The organism is Paenibacillus sp. B01, assembly GCF_009649995.1.
GTDB lineage: Bacteria > Bacillota > Bacilli > Paenibacillales > Paenibacillaceae > Paenibacillus_O > Paenibacillus_O pasadenensis.
In genome coordinates this window covers 1,115,815-1,138,117 of record NZ_CP045802.1, presented here as the reverse complement: position 1 = coordinate 1,138,117, position 22,303 = coordinate 1,115,815, and the positions used below count along the sequence as shown (strand labels likewise).

The window sequence follows — 22,303 nt, the reverse complement described above, 5'->3', positions numbered from 1 at the left end:
CAACAATAAAAGAGCGGGCTGCCGGGAGCAGCTCGCTCTTACTTCATGCTCCGCGGCCATCCGCGGTTCATCCTCTTCCATCATCTTCCATCCTCTCCCATCCGCCGTCCATCTGCCGTCCATCCTCGTCCATCTGCCGCCCATCCGCCGTCAAAGCCTCGTCAAAGCCTCAGTCCCAGCGCACGCCCGTCTGCTGCTCGCTCCATGCCCACAGGCGCCGGGCCGCGTCGAGATCCTCCGCCTTGGCGGCGGGCCGCAGCGGCTTGCTGTCGGCGTAGTACAAGCTCCCCTCGCGGCCGCCCTCCTCGGACAGCGCCAGATGGATCGCCGTCGCGGCCCCCTCCTCCGCCGTCTGGAAAAACGGCCGCAGCAGCTTGTAGACACCGCGCCCGAAGCCGGTTTCCCGGCTGACGCCGAGGCTTGTCGCCACCGCTCCAGGATGGAGCGCATGGGCGCGGACCGCCGTCTCCCGCAGCCGCTCGCGCAGCTCCAGCGTGAACAGCAGGTTCGCAAGCTTGGACTGGGCGTAGCCTTTGACCACGTTGAAGCCTTTGCGCAGATGCGGGTCGGGATCGTGAATCCGCCCCGCCTTATGCGCCCCGGAGGACACGACGACGATTCTCGCCGCCGGGGCTGCGAGCAGCGCGGGCAGCAGGCGCCCGGTCAGCGCGAAATGGCCGAGATGGTTGACGCCGAGCATCCGCTCGAAGCCGTCCTCCGTCTCCTCGCGCCGAATCGTGACGACTCCGGCGTTGTTCACGAGTACGTCGAGCCGCGGGTAGCGGCTGTGGAACCGCTCCGCGAAAGCCTCGATGCTCGCCAGCGAGGCGAGGTCGGCGGTCATCAGCTCGATGTCCGCCGGACCAGGCCCGCTGCGCCGCAGCGCTTCCTCCCGAGCCGCCTCTCCGCGTCCCGGATCGCGGCTCAGCAGCACGACCCTCGCTCCCGAGCGGGCCAGTCCGATGACCGTTTCGAGACCCATGCCGGCGTTCCCGCCGGTGACTAGCATGATTGGCTGCGCCATCGCTCAAGCCCTCCTTTTCTTCTCCATTACCTCGGAGAGGCTCCGCCGAAGCCGCGCGGATCGTGTCCCGCCCTGCCCTAGCCGTCGTTTCTCGCGCCAGTCAGTCTCGTCCCCTTCCCGCCCCGCCTCGCGCCCTCTTCAACGCTTGGCCGCCGCTGCCGCTGCCGCCTCCATGCGGAACTCGTAGTTCTGCTTGCACAGCTGGAGCAGCGAATGCTTCAAGCCGCGCTTCGGCAGCGTGATGACAAGCGCAGGCCGCGAGCGGTCCGCAGGCCGCCGCAGCGCCCGGCGCACGGCCGCCGGGTCGGCGATGCGGTTGACGATCAGCTCGTCCGGCAGCTGCTGCTCGCGGTAGCGGCGGATCAGGAAGCGGTCGCAGGCCGCCTCCCCGCCGCCATCAAGGCCATGCAGCTGCAGCTCGCGCAGCATGCCCTGCTGGACCTTGGCCACGAGCACAGTGTCCTCGCCGAAGTAAAGCACCTCCTGCATCAGATCCGTTTCCCGGTCGACGATCTGCTGCTCCGGCGTCTTCTCCAGGTTGCGGATGTGGCTCAGCATGTTCTGGGCCTTCTCGAACTTGAGCTGCTCCGCGTACTCCGTCATCTGGGCGTACATGCGGGCGACGAGCGCATCCTTGCTCCCGTCGAACAGCAGCTCCGACACCTGGCGCACCTGCTCTATGTACTCCTCGCGGCTCATATGGCCTTCGCAGATGCCGCCGCAGCGCCCGATATGGTACAGCAGGCAAGCCCGCTTGGGCAGCTTCGTGCAAGAGCGCAGCTTGTAGTGGTCGGCGACGAACTCCAGCAGCTCGTTGCGGAAACGCGCGCTCGCGAACGGCCCGAACCGCTTGCCCGGAGCCGCCGTGGCGGCGATCCGCTCCTCCGGCTCCCTGCGGTCGCGGTAATGCACCGCCAGACGCGGAATCTCCTCGTCGGTGAGCATCAGGTAGGCGTAGCCGCTGTTGTCCTTCTTGAGCGCCCGATTGTACGGAGGCTTGTGGATCTTGATGAGATTGTTCTCGAGCAGCAGGCTCTCCGTCTCGTTGTTGACGAGCAGCACCTCGATGCGGGCGATGTTCGCCACCAGCTCCCGCAGCCGCTTGCTCTTGTGGTTCGTATGGAAATAGGACCGCAGGCGGCTCCTTAGATTCTTTGATTTTCCGACGTACAGCAGCCGTTCCTGCTCATCGCGCATCAGATAGCAGCCCGGCTTCTCGGGATAGTCGCCTGCCTTGAACATAAAGGCCATCGCCTGAAGTTCCCCCTCGCGTGCGGAGTTCCTGGAGCTCCAACAGCCAAACAAACGTTCCAGGAGCTTCATTGTACCCTCGGCCTCTGGAAAAGGGAAGATCAGTCGCGCCCCATATGGAAGGTGCTGGTCGATATGTTATAATTCAGACAATTCTCGATTTAAGGAGGCTGACTGCCATGGCGTCGACTGCCCGCCGTCCCAGCGCTGCGTCATCGTTCCGCATTATCGAAAAGGATCCTGTCTTCTCTGCGCTCGACATTTTCAGGGGAGCCTATCTACGCCTCGCCTTCGTCTCCGCGCTGTCGGCGCTCACGCTCCGCCGCAGTCCGGCGATCGAGCGCTGGCGCGCCAACGCCGCCCGGCTCGCGCAGGAAAGCCGGCGCGTTTGACTGCCGCAAGCTGGAATTGCACATTCGAGGAGATCCAGCCTTGAAAGACAAAAAGAACCGCTCCAAGGAGTCGGTTCTTTTTCTCATCCAACAGCAATTCCCCGACCGGCCTCTCAGCCCTTGCCCGCCACATGCTCCACCGCATCCCGCAGCGGCTGCAGCAGCTCGCTGCCCTCGCGGCCGACGAGGCTCTTGTGCATCCAGATCGCCGCCTGCGAGCCGTCGCCCATGGCGATCGACGCCTGCTCCGAGTGGGCGAGCACGTCGCCGGCCGCCCACACATGCTTCACGTTCGTCATTTTCGTGCGCGGATCGGCCTCGATGTGGCGGTTGGCATGCAGCTTCACGCCGAGCTGCTCCGCCAGCTGCGAGCGCACCTCGTTGCCGCCGAAGGCGACGAACGCGCGGCCGCCCTCGATCCACTCCCCGCCCGCCAGCCGCACGCCGCGCAGCTGGTCGCCTTCCGCGTCCAGCTCGGCGATCGACTCGTCCACGATGCGGATGCCCTTTTCCCCCAGCTTGTCCCGCAGCTCCGCGGACACTTCCTTGCGTTCATGGTTGATGTACACCAGATCCTCGGTCCAATAGGCCAGGATGCGAGCCATCGAAGCGCCGGCATCGCCCGAGCCCATGACGATCGCGCGCCGTCCCGTCAGCTCGTAGCCGTCGCAGTCCGGGCAGACGTAGACGCTGATGCCGAGACATGGCCGCAAGCCCTCGAGCGGCGGCAGCCGGTCCATGACGCCGGTCGCGAGCAGCAGCCGCCGGCCCTCGTACGTCTCGCCCGACTCCCCGTGCACGGCGAAGCCTTCCCCGTCGAGCGCCAAGGCGCGCACCGCCTTGTCCTTGACGAAGCGCACGCCGGCCTTCTCCGCCTGGATTCTCCCCGCCTTGCGCAGCTCCGGCCCGCTGACGCCGTCGGTCCAGCCGATCAGGTTGTGGTAGCGGAGGCAGAAGCTCGAGCGTCCGTCCTCCGAATCGACGACAAGCACGCGGTGATTGTACCGTCCGAGCTGCACGGCGGCGCTGAGCCCGGCCAGTCCGCCTCCGACGATGAGCGCATCATATCGCATCGGTTCCTCTTCCTTTCCTCTCCAGCCTGTTTCCGTATTATTACCGAATCGAGGCGGCTCCTAATCGGACCTTCTGCCGGATCGGCCAGCCGGCTAGCCTTTTGGCGGATGCCCGTTTTTCCCGTCGCGGGTTGGAATATCCAGAGGGGAGGAGTACAATATAGAGGACGGAAGTGTGCGGATTAGGTTTATCTCGTCTCCTCGGAGACGGTTTTTCTTCTCGTTCGGAGAGGTCGTGGAGCCTCCCTATTCTCGGCTACGATCCGGGTCCGGCCAGCCCTGGAAAGGATCTGAAGCGCCTTTATGGCAGACACTTATTTATGGAAGCGCAACTTGATCGTCCTATGGACCGGCGTCTTTTTCTGCAGCACCGCTTATTCGATCTCCATCCCCTTCATGCCGATGTTCCTGCGCAACGATCTCGGCGTCACGAGCCATCTGACGCTCTGGTCAGGCATCGCGTTCGGCATCACCTTCCTCGCCAGCGCCCTGATCGCCCCGTACTGGGGTTCCCTCTCGGACAAATACGGACGAAGGCCGATGCTCATCCGCTCCGGCTTCGCGCTCGCCGCGCTGTACATGGCGACCTACTTCGTCCATGATCCCTATCTGTTCCTGGCGCTGCGCATCGGCCAAGGCCTGCTTGCCGGCTACGTGCCCGCGGCGATCGCGCTCGTCGGCACCAACACGCCCGAGAGCAAGGCCGGCTACGCGCTCGGCATCATGGCGACGTCCGGGGCGACCGGCGGCATCATCGGCCCGCTCATCGGCGGCGTCGTCAGCCATTACTTCAGCAACCGCGAGAGCTTCCTGTTCTCCGGCTGCATCGTGCTCGTCTCGGCGCTGATCGCCGTCTTTTTCGTCAAAGAGCATAAGTTCAACCGCCAGGCCGTGCGCTCGCCGATCCGCGCCGACCTCAAGGAGGCGTTCTCGAACCGCGTCTTCGTCACGATGCTCGGCCTCGTCGCGCTCGGCACGTTCTCCGTCATGATCCTGGAGCCGCTGCTCACCGTCTACATGATGGATCTCGGCGGCAACGAGGGCAATGCCAGCCTCGTCGCGGGCTTCGTGTTCTCCGCCGTCGGCATCGCCACGCTCATCGCCGCTCCGCAGTGGGGCAAGTTCGGCCCGCGCATCGGCTACACCAACGTGCTCGTCATCGGCCTCATGGGCGGCGGCATCGGCAACCTGCTTCAGTTCTTCGTCCATGACTTCGTCGCGTTCGGCGCGCTCCGCTTCCTGTATGGCCTCTGCTTCGCGGGCGTCTATCCGGCGCTGAACGCGCTCATCGTCAAAGTGACCGCGCCGGAATTCCGCGGCCGCGCCTTCGCGCTCAACCAGTCGGCGACGCAGCTCGCCACGATGATGGGCCCGATCATCGGCGGCGTGCTCGGCGGCATCCTGCCGATCCGCTGGGTGTTCGTCATCAACGGCGCGATGCTGATCGGAGCCGCGCTGCTCATCCGCAGCCGGCACCTGGAGCGGCACGCGGTTTTGGCGGCGAAGAGTTCTTGATTCTCTCGAAGCCGCTATCGAAATGGAAAGAACCTCTCGAAAATCCGAGAGGTTCTTTTTGTTCCATTTTGATGTTTTTTAGAAAAGCTTAGCCAGATATTCATTCGAAATCTCATGAATGACATAGATAATAACCGCGAGGTTCAACAAACTGAACCCAATGAGCAGCATTTTTTCTTCGGTACTTGAGACAAACCATTTGTTTAGCTGGAATCCCAGCGAAATACTTTCGCCAATCAAATTAATCGGCAACACCACAAGGGTATAGAACACGACGACCAGCACGATTTCCAGAAATTGTCCGATCAATAACGAAATGAATAAGACACCCAAATGAACGATCGGCCACGCGATGATGATGTTGGCTGCCGGTGTTGATTTGCGGATCAGATATCCAAGCACGAATCTAAAGCCTGCCAACAAGAACGTGAATCCGAGCGAATATGGAACTGGAACAGCTCCATGACTGAATAGTTCTGCATCTAGTCGATCAAAAACGATATAACCGATCACAGAAGCAAAGAGAGCTAGAACGACCAGTAAACCTGCAAGCAGCTTTCTCATTTCGGGCTCAATATCGTTTATTTTTGTCTTCATGGGATCATCGACTTTCTTCCCCGTTTCCGAAAATCAGGTGCGTGGGCAAGGTCAGAATAACCTTGCCGATCAAGTCTTCCTCATCCACAAAAGGCGTCTCCCACATATGAGCATCGTAACTTTGGTTGCGGTTGTCGCCTAGAAAGAAATACTGCTTCTCCGGCACTTGGATCGGACCAAACTCATACCTCATCGGCTCTTTAATATAAGGCTCCTCGATTCTTTCCTCGTTCCGATAAAGCACGCCGTCTTTAATTTGAATCGTATCTCCCGGCAGTCCGATAAGCCTCTTCACATATCTCTTGCCTGCCTCCTCTTCAACCGGCGGATAGAAGACGATCCTGTCGCCATGACGGAGATGCGTGATCGGCAGAAGTTTTTCGACAACAACACGGTCCTTGACCTGGATGGTCGGAATCATCGAGCCGGTCGGGACGACCATCGCCTCGACGACATAGGTTCGAATGAGCAGAGAGCAGACTAACGCGATCATCAGACTAGGAATCCATGTTTTCAAGAAACGCTTCAATGCGCCACCTCATTCGGGTTTAAATGCCTTCCCTGTCTTCACGTTTTCATTCGGCTCAAGCTTTCCCTGATCGATGCAAACAGCATATTTCACTTGATTTTGAGCTGTTCGGCCAGTCCAACTAGAATCCCTTCGACGCCACGAATGTAGCAGAGCCGATAGGAGTCGCCGTACTGGACCACTTCGCCAACGAGCTCAGCCCCGTGCTTGCGGATAAGGCGAGAGACCAGCTCGTCTATATCTTGAACGGCAAACATGACCCGAAGATAACCGAGCGCGTTTACCGGAGCCGTCCGATGATCGGATATCGTAGGCGGAGTGAGGAATCTCGAAAGCTCAATTCGGCTATGGCCGTCTGGAGTAGCCATCATGGCGATCTCCACGTTTTGATTTCCTAGCCCGGTTACGCGGCCGGCCCACTCTCCTTCGACATTGGCTCGCCCTTCAAGCCTCAAACCGATCTCCTCGAAGAAAGCAATTGCCTCATCAAGGGATTCGACAACGATGCCGACATTGTCCATTCGGAGCAGGTTGTTGGTGGTCATGGAATTACCTCCTATGAAATCTCATTCATGTCATCGCGTCAATTCCGCTTTCCAATTTCACGACTCCTAGGTTAGTCAATTAATAATCATCAGAGGTATAACTCTTTTGGCACTGAGGGCATTCCAAGGAGAAAGTCTTTTTGAATTCCTTCATATACGAATATCTCCCCATAAAATTAGACCATCCTTCACCAAGAAATTGATCATGGGAGACTCTTTTTAGTCTAGTATCACAGTATTTGCAGTTGTGTCTTTTAAAAAAATAATCCTTGACCTGATCTATCGTCAGCTCTATTTCATAGATTCTGTTGTTTCCATATCGAGCAAGAAAAAGTCCAAGACCAACTACAGCAATAGCGGCTACAACAATGAATACAATTAATCTTGAGTCCGTCATGCCTTTCTATCCTTTTGTTCACTCCATAGCCTTGTTACCGCTTGCAGTTCCAAGCCTTCAAATTGCAATTTGTACACGTCCGGTTTGGTCGTCTGATTCATGAAGTCGAATTCGTACCGGGAATCAAAATAGTTCATCATCAACGTCATCACATTGCCGTGGGATCCGATAACAATTTTTTGCCCTTTGCATTCATCTAAAATCTTCTTCAGCACACTTACCGATCGTTTCTGACAAACCGTGCTTGATTCTCCTCCTGGCAATGCAAAGTCAGGGTCTTCGAACGATTTCTTCAGAGCCGGCATGAAGTATTCATCCGAAATGAAATCGTCTGAATAATGCCTCTCTCTGAAATCCTCATCCGTCTTGATCTCCACCCCCAACTCCTTGGCCAACCCCTCCAAAGTGAGCACGGCTCGAGCATAAGGACTGGATATGATTCTGTCTATTCCTTCGTCCCTCAGCATGCTTGTTATCATTTCTGCATCCAAGCTTCCCTTTGAGGTCAGGCCTCTCGTTCTTTCATTTCCTTCTGCGTAGGACGACTCCGCATGCCTGACCATGTAGATGATGGTGTTCATTGAATCCTCCTCGGAATGCCTGGCATCCTTATCCCGTGCTGAGCTAATGGGAGTAGGGAAAAGATCCATATGGGGATAAACTTCAACCTTCATATTGAACTTTCAATAGAGCTGCAAAAGGGACTTATTTGATTTGGTTCACATTTTGCGGCGAAACTAATTTCAAAGAAAAAATATGTCCACAGTCTTTACATGCAACAGCTTGGATAACGGAATAATTCTTCGTGAATGGGAGTTTTCTTTGCGATGTTATTGTTGTAAAAACGACACCACCAAAACCTGTTGAAAGCTTTCCCTCTATAGTATTTTCTGAATTACATATTTCACAATTCATAATAATTGTGCTCCTTCATCTATACACTGAGCTATCTATCATCTCATGGAGCCATCGGAGTAGGATAAGCGTACATCGAAGCGCGATTAAGATGATAAAAGATGTGGCCTACTTCTTCGAATCAACGTGTACAGTTTTAGTCTGTAAAACTTATACCCTGCTTAATTTTTCAATAGCCTGTTCTTCATTGGACAAGAAAAATATATCCCTTCCATTATTGCTCTCATATATAAAATCCTTAAGGCTCTTACTTGAATAACTTGAAAAATCCCCAACAATCGCGATCTTCGTTCGATAATTAATGAACTTTTGAAGTATTTCTCCCGCAAGTCGCGTTTTCAAATCAAAGAACTCCTCGCATATCGCTGATTTATTTAAAACTATTCTATTGCAACCTGTTTCATAACTAACCGTTGCCATAAAATCCAAGGCTGACTGGACATCAGTAATGAGTTCTTCATTGCTAGTAACAATGGCAATCTCTACTCCATTTTGTTCAATTTTTCTTGTATTCATAGTTATCCTCCAGTTGATATTAGTTTTTAAAAACTTCTTTATTTTCGGGTTTCGGCCATTTCTAATAATGTTGTTGTATTGACGACGCCAACCACCTTAAGGCATCGATGGGTGCCGGCCGCGATGCGATTATCCAGTTTTCATCTGACTTCAAATAATAATTTCAAGGCTTTGTCCATTCATACTTTATATCTTCAAGCTCCTCTTCATTTTCATTTCCTCTACAAACGATCTTAAATCCGTTTCTCTCATAAAATTTCTGAGCTTTCTTATTCACTTCAAATGTGTATAAAAATAGTCTTTTATCAGATTGCTGTTTAGCAAGATCTAAGAGCCTTTTCCCTATTCCTCTCCCTTGATATTGAGTATGAATATATAATTGATTAACCCAATTCTCATTACAGGCGAGTATGCCTATTACTTGCTTGTTTGTATCTTCAATTGCTAGAAATACCTTATTATTATCGATCAATATATGGTTCAGAAAATATACATGGTCTTCAAAAGAATGTTTCTCTTTTTGTCCAATTGCTTGTTCCTTGCTGTCTCTCCACATCTGAACTGTTTGTAACGCAAAGGTAGGATCATATTCGATAATTGTAAATTCCATTCGTACCAGCTCCTGCTACTCTGTTCTAGATACTATAAAGTATTCTGAAACTGTTTTTCGAACTCGGAGATTTCCGATAACGTTGTTTCCTCCCCGAACCTCACTCGCTTAAGTGAGCGTCAGCGAGCGGGTCGTAGAATTAGCCAGTTCAGGTTGTCCAGCTGTTACTACTCCCCCGAAATCTCTTCGGTCCGTATTTAAGGCGTCAGCCCGAAGTGGGGATGCGGTGTTGCGGATGTGTCCGGCTGATTATGCTTCTTCGCCACTGAAATGCCTCATCGATTTACATCGAGCTGCCGCCGGACCGAGGGGCGCCAACGTTGACCCGATGCGTGAATATGATGTCTTCGGCACTTGGAAGATCTGAGGCTCTAATTGAGTATATATTTCTCGATCTTCTATTGACGTTTTTATCGTTAGTGTTATTCCATCTTCCTGGAGAACAGCAAACACTTTATTCTTAAGTCGGAATGAAGGTTTTCCCCAATGTCTGCCTCGTAGGATTCAGGCAAATTCATAATATATTCTCGGATCTCATGAACTGGTATCATTTCATCCCCTTTTGAATTTCTGTGGTTTGAGTGATGTTCTTACCGAGTTTTCACCTAACGTCTTACGCATTCACGAACCCAAAAGGCTTAAGCTGCCGCGCGATCAAACGAAGTTATCGCCACGCCGGGTCCAAGACTTAGTCTCTCAGGTGTTGTCCGCTGAATCCGCTTCTCCGAATTGCCTCCGGCGAACCGAGGGAGCGACAGCGACCGATGCGTGAGTGCGGTGTTAGGTGATGCCCTAGCCCTCTTGATTCGCTCCAATTGGTCTTTCTATTCTTCCACCTCAAAGATGGAGTCTACAATGATTGGGAGATTGCCCCTCACAGAAGTTGCCCCAAAAACAGATCTTGCATGTATGCCTTTATCTTTAAAAACTTCGAACATCAATTCCGAAAATCCATTTAATACTAAGTGATGCTCCTCAAAATCTGGCTCGGCGTTCACAAACCCTTGAACCTTCACTACTCTCTTTACTTTATCTAATGAACCAAGCCCCTCTTTGACTACGGCTAGCACTTCTATGCCCGTCTGCCGTGCAAATTCGTAGCCATCTCGGGTATTATAATCCTTTCCTAACTTGCCCTTGGGGTTCCCGCTTGGTCCTTTTCCGGAGACAAACATCAAGCCATTCACAATTACAAAGTTTGTATAACTGGCTGCCGGATTACTTGCAAGTGGAAGTGTAATCCCTAGGCTTAGCAAATGCTCTTCAATTTGTCCCATCCTTGAATTCGCTCCTTTACAATATCTCGCTGGGATTTCACCTAACGTTCTTGTATTCACGACGTCGAAAGACTTAAGGGACTGCTGGATTGGCGCTGCCACCCAGCACACCGGTTCGCGCAGCGAGATTAGTCTTGCAGATGTGTCCGGCTGAATAGCTTCCTGGAAGCTCACTTCGGTCCGGACCGAGGGCGTATGCCCGATGCGTGAATGCGGTGTTATTTGACGTTGCCCACTTCATGAATTAACATTCGAATTATCTTAATTTCTCTTCAATTTTTAAATTTAACTTTTTAAAATATTCAATTAATTTTTCTGATTCTTGTTTAAATCCATTTGAGTAAGAAACAGATATCCCATTAGATCCTGTATATTCAAAGCTCAACCCTTTAAATCCGCCTCTCGATCCGACATATTTAGTTATGTTTTTAGCGGTTTTAAATTCTTCTAACCTCTGCTTTCTTTGGACTTCCAATTCTTCTAAATATTTTTGATCAATTATTTCTAAAGAAGACCAAAGTACATCTAGAGAACCTAACCCAGGAAAATGTACTCCCGTAAAATTATCGTTAGCTCGCGACCAACTCCCATAACTCCCGATTGTATAACCTTCAGTTCCAGCCACAAGGCCATTAAGGTATTGTGTTAAATCAACAGTTAATTTTACTTGAATTCTCTTATGCACTTTGATTTGTCCCTCCTTAAAAATAATCATTAGGTAATGTCATATACCGTTCTTGTATTCACGAACCCGAGAGGCTTAGGGCGACCAACGGGAGCCGTGTCGAAGACTTAGCCTCGCAGGAGTTGTCTGGCTGCATCAGCTTCCCCGAAATGCCCCGGTCCAGACCAAGGGCAAATGCCCGCCGCGTGAATACGGTGTTATGCGATGCCTCGGCTTCTCTGATTAGACTACAAAATTCCCCTCTATATATTTCATAAGCTCTTCATACTCATTCCAGAATGATTCAATTTGTCCTTCGAATTGTTCCCATTCGGATTTAATATTTCTTCGACCTTCAAAGAATTTATAAGTCTCAATAGCAAAATTATATATGACAATTGCATACTCTTGGGCCGGCACTATAACTTCATCTCCAGGATAAAGTACTAGTTCGTTCTTAACAAAGTTACTCAGTTTAATGTCATCATCTAATAACGTAACATTCCACTTAATACTTGAGGGACAGAAAAGCATGTACACACCACAACAATTAATTAAAGTATCTTCGCTAATTCCTTCAAAGAAATAAACCGGTGGAGCAACTTTAGAATTGGGGTAACCATACTTTACAGTCCTCATCAATGCCAAGGCTGCTTCGTTTATAACCCAATCTCCATCCTCTTCACTAGAAATGACTCTATCATTTATTCGAATTAATAATTGCCCATGTGAGCATGGCTCTGTCGGATCATCTGATAAGAATTTATGACTTAAGATCTTTATTTCAATTTTCTCATTCATACTGAAACATCCTTATACATTTATTAATTCATTAAATAATGGTCTTATTATGCCCTTCCGAGGTTTCGCATAACGTCTCTTGTGTTCACGAACCCGAGAGGCTTAAGTGACCGAAGGGAACGGGGCGCCAGCCTTAGCCTCACAGGAGTTGTCCGGCAGAATTTACCCTCGGCTTTTCTACTTCCGTCCGGACCAAGGGCGAATGCCCGCAGCGTGAACACGGTGTTATCGGATGTTGCCACTCCTCAGAATAACTATCAGGGATGAAATGTTTTTAAGTTTTTATTGTCAGTTAATCTAATAAGTTTATTTTCATGTAATTGTAATCTCTCTTCAAAGTTAGCCCGATTTTTTTCAAAATCATTGGTCCAAATGTACATCATCTTTAACATTTTTATATCTGGTTTATAATTACTTTTTTCAACACCGAACTTTTGTTTTAGGAATCTTACAAATATTCTAAGCCTCCGTTTCCACAACGGAGTATCAAGGAAAATGATTGTGTCAGCCATATCAAATAAGCATCGATAAGATTCTCTATCTGTTCCTTCAAATATCCAAGATCCCAGACTATCAATCTTGTTAATTACCGCAATCTGTTCTTCTTGTGTTCGTTTATATCTTTCATTTTCTGTTTGGATGTGAACAATACAGTCTAGTTCAAACCACGGGATACTTAATGTCTTTGATAGTCTCTTGGCTAAAGTTGTTTTACCACTTGCTACAATTCCGATTATTAAGATTTTATTCATTTGAAGTTTAGCTCCTAATGAATTAATACTATTTGGTAATTTCCGATAACGTTCTTGCATCCCCGAACCTCACTGGCTTAAGTGAGCGTCAGCGAGCGGGTCGGAGACTTAGCCAGTGCAGGTTGTCCGGCTGTTGCTTCTCCCTTGACATCTCTTCGGTTCGGATCGAGGGCGTCAGCCCGAAGTGGGGATGCGGTGTTATCGGATGTTAATGCCTTCTTCGAATCGACTATACTTGTTTTTATTCAAGCATTACGTATGTTTGTTCAAGATGCATTACTAATTTTAAAGCAGATGCTTTCGAGTAATGGTTTGGCTTATCTTTTTTAATTATACATATGATATTTCCGGCTTCACCTTGAGATAAATTTGTCAGTTGTAGATTATCATCATTGTCATAAATATATGAAACTAAATATTCATTAAAATCATCTGACTTATGAACCACATTCAAACCGATTCCATATAATCTAACTCTCGTACCAGCCCAAATGATTTGGTTGTCTTCTAACTCCTTAAGTGGTATCCAGTCTTTTGTCATGTCTTTTAACCCCACAGCATTAATTTCCGATAACGTTTCGTATATTCACGACACCCGGCGAATGCCGGGTGTGTCCACAGCAACCACTTCTCTGAAGCCGCTTCTGGGACCGAGGGCGAAAGTCCGATGCGTGAATATGGTGTTATAGGATGTCAGCGCCTTCTTCGAATTGCTTGCCAAAATTAATACGTTGTTAAATCTCAATCATGTAATCTCTTATTACTTCCAACATAAAGTCCGCTGATTTTGGAGTATATCCGGGTGATTGACAAAAAACTATATAATCGAATTTTTCTTTTGCTTGATAATCTTTCCAAGGTGTTAATCTATATGGAATCTCCTTATCTAATTTTGTTGGAGGAATCGTTCCATCAATGATCTTTTCGTAGTACATTCCGATTTTAATATCTTGGGGATATGCCTTAAACTGAAACATTTTTTCTTTGTCAGAAAAGTTTTTTAAATGAGCTCGAATAATATCATTATCCCAAGATTCATGTAGAACAAAATCAATTTCATTGATCCATCCGCATGCTAGTGCATACGATAAATAATTCCCCATATAAACTTTTTTTGTATCAAGATATCTTCTCCTATTATCGATCGGATGATTATTCAATTCCCCCATAATGTATACATATCCACTATCTCCTAAACCAGTATCAGAATGGGCATCTATATGCGTTACCTTGAAAGGAGTTTTCAATGTTTTAGAATCAATTAGTTCATCCCAAAAGAAAAATGCTTCGTGATGATTAACTATAACTCTTCCTTGTATTGGATTTTTTTTAGACAATAAGCATCTGTCCTCAAGAAATTTTCTGAATTCTTGTTCACTCCAAGTATTGAAATCGTCACTATCTAAACGGTCGTCTTCATTAATCCAATGAGCAATTTGGTCCAGAAAAAAGTCCATATCGATGTCTAAGATATTCTTCACTTGTATCGTCTCCTTTTCATTTTTTAAATATTTTTGGGGTTATGTTTGCGCTGATTTCCTATAACGTCTTATTTCTGTATTTCTAAAAACCTTCCTTAATCCGGGTGTTTCTGTACTTGTACGCGAAGCATCTACAATGGGGAGGATTTGCGAACACGCCCCCTCGTTCCTATCTCCTCAAAAACAATATATAGTCCGTCCCGATACCGGGATGTCCCAGCGAGCGGAGGATCGTAGAGATATTTCCTCGGTGATAAGCTCCGTGATACAGAACTTGCCGGACGATGTCCGAGATCTTGCTTTGAAACTCCTTGCCGGCTAAATTGCGGTACGTAATGACTGACTCCGAATCGGGGTTGTTGTCCAAAAACTGCCGCATGGTTTTGAATACGCCTTCGAAAGCCAGACGAGCCTGTTCCACCGTCTGGAATGGACGTGGAGTCAATGAAGGCGCCAGCTCTCCCTTCAGACGGGCAAGCCAGATCTCTTCCGCCGCGGCCAGGTGGCCCAGCACTTCCGCCAGACTCGCGAAGCCGAGCTGGACTTCCTGGGTCAGCGTACCGGCGGGCAATGTTTCCAGATGCTCCAGCACCCGCATCGAGGCCCAAGCATGATACTCATAGTCGTCATAAAGTCGGGTCATTCCGTATTCTCCTCCATTCTCCTGCGAGCCTTCATTCTTCCAGCCCGATCCCGTCCAGCGGACTCCAAACCGGGCGAAGTCGGCCGAGCGACCGCCATGCCTGGATCGGCCGTCCAGATGGGAATTGCCAGCGGGCGCTGCCTGCGGCAAGCCAGCTGATGCAACCCGCAGAGAGGCGGCTGGCCGCTGCGGCAAGCCGCTTCCTCCCCGCTGCCTTCTTGATGGCTTCAATGTCGAAGACAATCGTGCTCCAAGAAACCCATTGATCGTTTTTCCTTGCGATTCGTACGTGCATGGCGCTTCATCTCCTTCAGTATACCTCGCCTGCCTAAATGTGGAAATAAAAAAAGAGATTCAAGTCCGCCTCGGAAGGAGGCGGTCTGAATCTCCGATGCTTTCGGATAAAAGGATGCTTGTCTTGCATAAATTGGCTAGCCGACAACAACTTCAGTATACAAGGCAGACCTTGATTTGGAAATAACCCCGCCGCTTCAACGATTCGAATTCAGCCGAGCCAGCTTGGCGGCATGACTTCCCACGAGGAGCAGCCAGGCGACTTCCGTCAAAATCAGGAATCGTCCATACAGACCGGTCCGAACCTCGGGACCGAATTGTCCATCTTGGGGAATTTGCAGCACGAATGCGAGCATCGCAACGATGGCAAGAACCGAACTGGCGATCAGCGCTTTTTTCACAGGCCGCCAAGCCTCGAGCCGCCCTAACGAAAGACTGATGAACAAAGCGGCTGCCGGCGTGTAGTCCAGCATCGCCCCGATGGAGTGCATGCTGCCGCTGAATGTGGCGTCATCCGGATGAATGGAGATCGGATCGGTGGCGAAGATGCCCGCGATCGCGACGCCTATGGCGCTGATGCCGAGGATGACAAGCCCGATGGATCCCGCAACCGAGCGGACATGCGGAACGATCGCGAGCGCCACGCAGATTTGCGCCGTACCCAGCAATCCGAAAGCCAGATGCATGATCCAGCCAAAGTCGCCTAGCGCGTATTCACTGATAAAACGCCAGGTTGGATCAAATTCGGGCTGCAGCAGATGCAGGCTGACCAAGAGAACCACGAACAGTCCGCTGCAGAAGACGGATGCAAGCGCGAGCCGGAGAGCCTTCTCCGTCAATGGTTTTGCCAGGACGGGCTTCTGAATCATCGCTTGAAATCCACGACAGCTTGTGCCACGGCTTCAGGGGCCATGATGACTGCGGAATGGTCTTGGCCGACGAGGGAATGAGCCGTCGCCCTTGGCAGAAGCTCGACAAGCGCGCGTGCCGCCTCATGGAGAAACGGCTCGCTGTTCTCCCCGGTCAGGATCAAGGTCGGAGCGCTATGTTCCCATCTGCCGGCCGGCAGCGGGTTTCCGGATTGCGCCGTTCCCATGATCGTTCCATCGTAAGCGAGCGTATGGGCCAGCAGCTCCATTTTGTTCCACGAAGGATCGGCTTTCATGTACCCGATGTATTCTTCCGGTATGCCTAAGGCTTCGGATGCAAAATATTCGACGGCTTCGGATCTCTTTCCAGCTTCGACAAGCGAATTCAACTGGTCGACATAGCCGCCAGGAACAGGCTTGCGGCTGTCGCTCACAATGAACGGCGGCTCGAATAGAAAGACCTTCGCGATCGAATCCGCCAGCCTGTTGGCCGCCTCGAGCGCCAATACGGCTCCGGACGAGCTCCCGAACAAGCTGGCTTGTCCGCCGGCGGCGGCAATCAGCGCTTCGATGTCTTCCACCTCTCGGACTGTATCGTAAGGCGCGGTATCTGCACTGCGTCCGCGTCCTCGTCGATCGTAATTGTAAACGGTGAAATGGCCCGACAAGCGTTCGGCTAACGGCTCGGCATCCTGATGATCCGCCGCTGCCGATGAAATCAGGATCAGGGCCGGACCGGTCCCTTGTTTGACATAAGCAATTTTTGTCCCATCCTTCGAAATGACAGTCTCCATTGAGTCCTTGCCTCCCTGTAAAGTTTCCAAATAGTCTTCCAGCCGGTCATAGGCATCCGTGAAGCCTTCGATCATGCCCATCGCCTCCGCGTTGTCCAGCTGGTCGCTGGAAGCGAATCGCGTCACGATGCTGATTTTTGTTCCGCCGCTTTGCGCCTCGAAGGATACGGTCGTATGCATTTCGCTGTCCGAAACGATCTTCCACTCGCTGTCGGCAAAACGGTCGGTGTACACCAGCCTGCTCGGCGCCTCGACTTCATCGTAGGCCGCTCTGCAATAGGCGGTCTCGCCGCTGCCGTCATCCGCTTGGAGACTGTAGCGCCACGCTCCTCCTGGCCGTACGTCCATTTCATAGACGGTCGTGGTCCAGCCCTTTGGGCCCCACCACCGGACGATATGCATCGGCTGCGTCCAGCCTTCCCATGCAAGCTGGGCAGGCATCGCAACGGTTCGTTCGATCGTGAGCTCCCTGCGCTCGCGGTCTTTGCGAACGGTCGTTTTTGTTTTCATCGAATATCACCTTTCTCGTGGGCTCGTGGATTGTCCATGCCTGTCATTGATCCTCCTTCTTAATGGAATCCAGCATTGTCTGCTCAAACGCATCCAGACGCTCTTCCCACAGAATGCGGAAGGAATCGAACCATTCGTCCAGCTCCTGGAAAGGCCCGGCTTCGAGGCTGTAGATCCGCAATTGAGCCTTGCTGCGCGATCGCACGAGACCGGCTTCTCCCAAGATGCGCAAATGACGGGATACTTGCGGCTGGCCCAATCCCAAGGCTTGAACGATTTCTCCTACGGATTTCGGTCCGTTTTTCAGCAATTCGACGATGTTGAACCGACTCGGTTCAGCAAGGGCAAGCAAGGTCAGCTGCATGGTTGTTGTTCTCATGAGCCTAATATATATCAATTGGTGTATATACGTCAACATATATATAAAAAGAAGACCATCGCCGCCGCGGCCATGAGATGCCTGCCGGAGCGCTTGGCCTGCCTTGCCGTACCGAAAAAAGCCCCGAACGGATTCGTTCGGGGCTTCTTTTCCCATCTTAGTCATGCTGGTACCTCAACGCTACCGCTTCACCACGACTGTCAGCTCGCCGCTCGCCGTCACGCCGGCGGCGTTGGCCAGCTCGACGCGGTAGACGTACGTGCCCGGAGCCCGATCCGCGACGTCGGTGAACGCTCGCTGCGCCGCAGGAGTGTTCGCCTCCAGCGCCTGCGTGTCGATCAGCGCGCCGTTCTCGTACAGGCGGTATTCGGTCGCATTGGTGCCCCACCACAGGTTGGCGGTGATCCGGTAGCGGCCGTCGCCGTCCCAGTTGTCATGCGATACGTCCGGCTTGCCCGGCGCCGCGTCGGTCACCTGCACGGTGAGCGGCGCGCTCGCCGTCGTGCCGGAAGCGTTGCTCAGCTCGGCGGTGTAGACGTAGGTGCCGTTCGGCTTGCCTTCCAGCTCGGTCCGCACCGACTGCGCCGCCGGCGTCCGGTCGTCCAGCAGGACGGTCCGGATGAGCTTGCCGTTCTCGTAAAGGCGGTACACCGTGCCGTTGTTGCCCCACCACAGGTTCATCGTGACGGCGTACTTGCCGTCCTTCAGTCCGTAGGCCTGGCCGCTCGTATCGCTCAGCTGCGGCTTGCCCGGAGCGAGCTTGGCGTCTCCGCCTTCCCTCACCGTGACGGTGGCCGGCGCGCTCGCGGCGCTTTCGTTGTGCGCGCGGTCCAGCGCCGTGACGACGTAGGTGTAGGTGCGGCCCGCTACGGCCGAGTCATCCGTATAAAGCGGCTCGGCGCCGAGCGCGCTGCGGTGCAGCACCGCCTGGATGGCGGATGCTTCCCCGATGCTGCCCGCCTTCGCGCCGTCGAAGCGGTAGATCACATAGCTGGCCGCGTCCGCGGATGCGCTGGCTTGCCAGCTGACGAGCACGTCGCCGCTCGCCTGGGCGGCTGCCGCCGCGCCCGGCGCGGCCGGAGGCTCGGCGTCCAGCCAAGGCATCGCCGGCACGAGCGCCGGATCGCGATGCAGCTCCGCCTGCAGCCGATCGGTTACGCCGAGCGGATTCAGCTCGAACCATTTCGCGCTGAAATACATGCTGCCCTTCACGGCCTCGTAGCCGCGGTTCAGGATGATCTGGCCGGGCAGCTCCTCGGGATTGCGCCAGCCCTCGGCATCCGTGCCGACGCGGTAGATCGCCTGGCCGGCGTACAGATGCACGTTTTTGCCCGCGACCTCGCGGCTCCACCAGTCGACCAGCTTCTCGTAGGCGGCCGGCGAGTAGCCCATGTTCCAATAGATCTGCGGCGTGATGTAGTCGATCCACTCCTCGGCGATCCAGGTGCGGGAGTCGGCGTAGATCGCGCTGTAGCTGCTGAGGCCGTTCGTGTCCGAGCCGGTCGGGTCCTCGCTCTTGTTGCGCCAGATGCCGAACGGACTGATGCCGAACTTGACGTACGGCTTCTCGGCCTTGATCGCCTCGCCCATCGTCTGCACGAACGTGTTCACGTTGCTCCTGCGCCAGTCCGCCTTGGCGAGCGTGCCGCCGGACGCCTGGTAAGCCGCGTACTGGACCTCGTCCGGGAAGTCGACGCCCGTCACCGGATACGGGTAGAAGTAGTCGTCGAAATGCACCGCATCGATGTCGTACTTGCCTACGACCTCCATGATGCTGTCCCGGATATGCTGCTGCGCCTCGGGAATCGCCGGATTCAGGTACAGCTTGCCGCCGTAGCTGATCCGCCATTCGGGATGGAGCACCGCGACGTTGTTCGGCGCGAGCTTGCTCACGTCGTCCTGGATGCTGACGCGGTACGGGTTGAACCACGCATGGAATTCCATGCCGCGGCGGTGGACCTCCTCCAGCATGAACGCCAGCGGGTCATAGCCGGGATCTTTCCCTTGCGTGCCCGTCAGCCATTCGGACCACGGCGCCATTGCCGAGGGGTAAAAGGCGTCCGCCGTCGGCTTCACCTGCACGATCGCGGCATTCATGCCGGCCGCCTGCAGCTCGTCGAGCAGCGCGATGAAGTCCTGCTTCTGCTGCTCGGGGTCGGTGACGCCCTTGCGCGGCCAGTCGATGTTGTCGACCGTCGCGATCCAGGCGGCGCGCATCTCGCGCTTCGGCGCGGCCATCGTCTCGCCGACGACGAGATAGACGCTGCTCGTCTTGCCTTGGTACGTCGCCGTGATGCGGGCCGCGCCCTTGGCCTTGCCTGTCACGACGCCGCTCGCGGCGATCTCGGCGACGGCCGGATTGCTGCTCGTGTAGGCGACGCCTTCGGTCAGCTTGACCGGCGCCGGCAGCCGCGTGTACGTGCCCGTGACGAGCGTCTGCGCGCTGTCGCCCGGATTCAGCGAGCGCAGGCTCGCCAGCTCGATCGACTGCAGCACCGGCACCGGATCGGCGACGGTCGCCTGCATCGTCGCCTGCTGGCCGCCGAAGCGCGCCGTCAGCACGGCGGAGCCGGCCTTCAGCGCCTGCAGGCGGCCGTCCGGCGACACGCTCAGCACCGCCGGATCGCTGCTCGACAGCTCGGCTCCGGCGATCAGACGCACGGGAACTTCAGGCGCGGAGGCGTAGATGGCGAAGGCTTTCAGCTCCGCGGCCGCTCCCGTCTCGAGGCGGGTCGGCGCCGACAGCTCGACAGTCTGGACGACCGGCGCCTCGTAGGTGACGGCCACGACCGTCGATGCCTCGACCGGCTGTCCCGGCACCTGCGCGGTGATGATCGCCGTGCCGGGCATGCCGGCGACGACCGTGCCGCTCGCATCCACGGAGGCGACCGTCTCGTCGCTGCTCCGGTAGGCGAGGCCCGTGGAAGCGAGGCGCTCCGGGGCGGTGCGGCCGGCGTATGTAGCTTCGACGAAGCTCGCTCGCGTCTCGCCCGTCTGCAGCGGGCCGAGTCCTTGAAGCGTCAGCTCATGCGTCGGCGGCGCGGCGGCGAACGCCGTCAGCTGGTCGAAGCGGAGCGCGCCGGCGTTTTTGTTCGTATCCTTCGTCTCGGCGAGGTAGATCTGGGAGAGCTTGAGCGGACGGGGCAGGTTGGAAGGGATATTGGCGGTGACGTATTTCCAGCCGGTCCAGTTCACGCTTGCCGCCAGGTCGACGACCGACTTCACGCCGGCGGCGTCGATGACCTGCATGCGCAGCCAGTGGTTCTGGCCGTCGCCGTTGACCCAGAGGCCGAGCTGCGCGGCGCTGCCCGGAATCGGCTTGCCCAGCGTGCCGTCGCTGTGGTTGAAGTTGAGATAAGCCGCCGACGTCCCGGTCGTGCCGGTAAAGTCATACGACAGCTTCATCGCGTAGCGGCCATGCGGAATTTCTTCCGGCCGCGCGGCCGGATCGAGGCGCGCCGACACCGCGCGCACCGAGGTGACCTGCAGATGGCTCGTCTGCTCAAACGGGTCGACGAGCGCTTGCGAAGCGGCAGCCGTTTCCAGCGCAGCGGCAGGCGCGGGAGCTGCGGCAAGCGCAGATGCGTCGAGCGCAGCGGCAGGTGCGGGAGCTGCGGGAGCGTCGGGCGCAGGAGCTGCGGGAGCGTCGGGCGCATCGGCAGGCGCGGGAGCTGCGGCAGGCGCGGGAGCAGCAGCAGGCGACGATTTTTCGGGCGCCTCCGCTGCAAGCGCCGGCGGGGCTTCAAGCTCGGACGAGGCGATTGCCGGCAGAGCGGCGAGCTGCTCTGCCGCATGGGCCGGCAAAGCCGCAAGCCCGGCCGCATCGGCCGTGCCGGCCAGGCCGAGGCCCGGCAGAACGGCGGTCCAGCCGAGCACGAGCGCCGCCGCCATCGGGAAAGTCCTTTTCAACGCATTTTTCAACACCAACTTCACTTCTCCCCTTCCAGTGGCTTTGAAATCGTTTCCACTTTCAGAGTAGTAGATTTATTTTAAGATTTCAATATATTTTGAAATTTAATTTTACTTTGGAACAAAGTTTTGACACTTTGTACAGTCGAGAGCAGCGGACGGGAGCTTCTGCGATTCCGTTGAAGCTCCGATTTTAGGAGGTTCAGCTCCCTCGCTGCGCGCTAGGAACCTTTCCGATTCTGCATCATCGCCCGCACGGCAGCACGCGAAGGATTTTACAGGTGGGCAGGAATCCGGTGCAGCTGCTTAACGAGGGAGTCGAAAGTTCCTTCGCGGCCTGGAATCCGGCAAAGGGGCTCGACGAGGGAGTCGAAAGTTCCTTCGAGGGCTGAAATCCGGCGCAGCTGCTTAACGAGGGAGTCGAGAGTACCTTCGTGGCCTGGAATCCGGCAAAGGGGCTCGACGAGGGAGTCGAAAGTTCCTTCGTGGGCTGAAATCCGGCGCAGCTGCTTAACGAGGGAATCGAAAGTGCCTTCGTGGGCAGGAACTCGGCGCGGCTGCTTAAC

Annotated in this window: 23 protein-coding genes; 2 read left to right on the top strand and 21 right to left on the bottom strand. The window is 54.1% G+C overall.

The window, feature by feature from the left end; all coding sequences use genetic code 11:
- Positions 1 to 169 precede the first annotated feature (169 nt).
- Together GE073_RS04990 and GE073_RS04985 are read right to left on the bottom strand one after the other, a co-directional pair.
- Positions 170 to 1,024, bottom strand: coding sequence for an SDR family oxidoreductase (locus GE073_RS04990; protein ID WP_153782909.1), 855 nt, complete (start codon positions 1,022 to 1,024; stop codon positions 170 to 172).
- A gap of 138 nt (positions 1,025 to 1,162) precedes the next feature.
- On the bottom strand, positions 1,163 to 2,275 hold the full coding sequence (locus GE073_RS04985) for a GIY-YIG nuclease family protein (protein ID WP_153782908.1): 1,113 nt from the start codon (positions 2,273 to 2,275) through the stop codon (positions 1,163 to 1,165).
- A 179-nt stretch (positions 2,276 to 2,454) separates the two neighbouring features.
- On the opposite strand from GE073_RS04985, the gene GE073_RS04980 reads away from it, so the two are divergent.
- Complete coding sequence (locus GE073_RS04980) at positions 2,455 to 2,667, top strand: hypothetical protein (protein ID WP_153782907.1); 213 nt, start codon at positions 2,455 to 2,457, stop codon at positions 2,665 to 2,667.
- Between the two features lie 113 nt (positions 2,668 to 2,780).
- On the opposite strand, the gene GE073_RS04975 is transcribed toward GE073_RS04980, so the two are convergent.
- A complete protein-coding gene (locus GE073_RS04975; RefSeq protein ID WP_153782906.1) occupies positions 2,781 to 3,740 on the bottom strand; it encodes an NAD(P)/FAD-dependent oxidoreductase in 960 nt (319 codons plus the stop codon).
- Positions 3,741 to 4,043: 303 nt separating this feature from the next.
- On the opposite strand from GE073_RS04975, the gene GE073_RS04970 reads away from it, so the two are divergent.
- Positions 4,044 to 5,255, top strand: coding sequence for an MFS transporter (locus tag GE073_RS04970; RefSeq protein WP_153782905.1), 1,212 nt, complete (start codon positions 4,044 to 4,046; stop codon positions 5,253 to 5,255).
- 78 nt (positions 5,256 to 5,333) lie between these two features.
- On the opposite strand, the gene GE073_RS04965 is transcribed toward GE073_RS04970, so the two are convergent.
- From GE073_RS04965 to GE073_RS04875, 18 genes are all read right to left on the bottom strand, one after another.
- Entirely contained in the window at positions 5,334 to 5,852 is a 519-nt protein-coding gene (locus GE073_RS04965) for a hypothetical protein (protein ID WP_153782904.1), read from the bottom strand.
- 4 nt (positions 5,853 to 5,856) lie between these two features.
- A complete protein-coding gene (gene lepB / locus GE073_RS04960; protein WP_194843273.1) occupies positions 5,857 to 6,381 on the bottom strand; it encodes a signal peptidase I in 525 nt (174 codons plus the stop codon).
- An 89-nt stretch (positions 6,382 to 6,470) separates the two neighbouring features.
- Positions 6,471 to 6,926: a VOC family protein gene (locus GE073_RS04955; protein WP_153782903.1), complete on the bottom strand. Its 456-nt coding sequence runs from the start codon at positions 6,924 to 6,926 to the stop codon at positions 6,471 to 6,473.
- 393 nt (positions 6,927 to 7,319) lie between these two features.
- Positions 7,320 to 7,904 carry a histidine phosphatase family protein gene (locus GE073_RS04950; protein ID WP_153782902.1) on the bottom strand — a complete coding sequence of 195 codons (585 nt, stop codon included), beginning with the start codon at positions 7,902 to 7,904 and terminating at the stop codon, positions 7,320 to 7,322.
- A gap of 484 nt (positions 7,905 to 8,388) precedes the next feature.
- A complete protein-coding gene (locus GE073_RS04945; RefSeq protein ID WP_153782901.1) occupies positions 8,389 to 8,754 on the bottom strand; it encodes a DUF4180 domain-containing protein in 366 nt (121 codons plus the stop codon).
- Positions 8,755 to 8,917: 163 nt separating this feature from the next.
- Positions 8,918 to 9,364 (bottom strand): GNAT family N-acetyltransferase, encoded by a 447-nt coding sequence (locus GE073_RS04940; protein WP_153782900.1) that lies wholly within the window; start codon positions 9,362 to 9,364, stop codon positions 8,918 to 8,920.
- Between the two features lie 824 nt (positions 9,365 to 10,188).
- Entirely contained in the window at positions 10,189 to 10,641 is a 453-nt protein-coding gene (locus GE073_RS04935; protein WP_153782899.1) for a RidA family protein, read from the bottom strand.
- Positions 10,642 to 10,897: 256 nt separating this feature from the next.
- Complete coding sequence (locus GE073_RS04930; protein ID WP_228551277.1) at positions 10,898 to 11,326, bottom strand: hypothetical protein; 429 nt, start codon at positions 11,324 to 11,326, stop codon at positions 10,898 to 10,900.
- Between the two features lie 222 nt (positions 11,327 to 11,548).
- Positions 11,549 to 12,106 (bottom strand): hypothetical protein, encoded by a 558-nt coding sequence (locus GE073_RS04925; RefSeq protein WP_153782897.1) that lies wholly within the window; start codon positions 12,104 to 12,106, stop codon positions 11,549 to 11,551.
- A 257-nt stretch (positions 12,107 to 12,363) separates the two neighbouring features.
- Entirely contained in the window at positions 12,364 to 12,918 is a 555-nt protein-coding gene (locus GE073_RS04920) for a P-loop NTPase family protein (protein ID WP_228551276.1), read from the bottom strand.
- A gap of 181 nt (positions 12,919 to 13,099) precedes the next feature.
- Positions 13,100 to 13,399 carry a hypothetical protein gene (locus GE073_RS04915; RefSeq protein ID WP_416362084.1) on the bottom strand — a complete coding sequence of 100 codons (300 nt, stop codon included), beginning with the start codon at positions 13,397 to 13,399 and terminating at the stop codon, positions 13,100 to 13,102.
- Positions 13,400 to 13,592: 193 nt separating this feature from the next.
- Complete coding sequence (locus tag GE073_RS04910) at positions 13,593 to 14,339, bottom strand: peptide arginase family protein (RefSeq protein ID WP_153782896.1); 747 nt, start codon at positions 14,337 to 14,339, stop codon at positions 13,593 to 13,595.
- A gap of 169 nt (positions 14,340 to 14,508) precedes the next feature.
- Entirely contained in the window at positions 14,509 to 14,982 is a 474-nt protein-coding gene (locus GE073_RS04905) for a DinB family protein (protein ID WP_153782895.1), read from the bottom strand.
- A gap of 31 nt (positions 14,983 to 15,013) precedes the next feature.
- Positions 15,014 to 15,277, bottom strand: coding sequence for a hypothetical protein (locus GE073_RS04900; protein ID WP_153782894.1), 264 nt, complete (start codon positions 15,275 to 15,277; stop codon positions 15,014 to 15,016).
- Between the two features lie 196 nt (positions 15,278 to 15,473).
- On the bottom strand, positions 15,474 to 16,145 hold the full coding sequence (locus GE073_RS04895) for a DUF998 domain-containing protein (protein WP_153782893.1): 672 nt from the start codon (positions 16,143 to 16,145) through the stop codon (positions 15,474 to 15,476).
- Entirely contained in the window at positions 16,142 to 17,449 is a 1,308-nt protein-coding gene (locus tag GE073_RS25315) for an alpha/beta fold hydrolase (RefSeq protein ID WP_228551275.1), read from the bottom strand. The genes GE073_RS04895 and GE073_RS25315 overlap by 4 nt, the downstream gene beginning before the upstream one ends.
- Before the next feature lie 43 nt (positions 17,450 to 17,492).
- Positions 17,493 to 17,813, bottom strand: a complete 321-nt coding sequence (locus GE073_RS04880) for an ArsR/SmtB family transcription factor (protein ID WP_028600310.1) — start codon at positions 17,811 to 17,813, stop codon at positions 17,493 to 17,495.
- Between the two features lie 195 nt (positions 17,814 to 18,008).
- Positions 18,009 to 21,761: a family 10 glycosylhydrolase gene (locus GE073_RS04875; protein WP_228551274.1), complete on the bottom strand. Its 3,753-nt coding sequence runs from the start codon at positions 21,759 to 21,761 to the stop codon at positions 18,009 to 18,011.
- Positions 21,762 to 22,303: the final 542 nt, after the last annotated feature.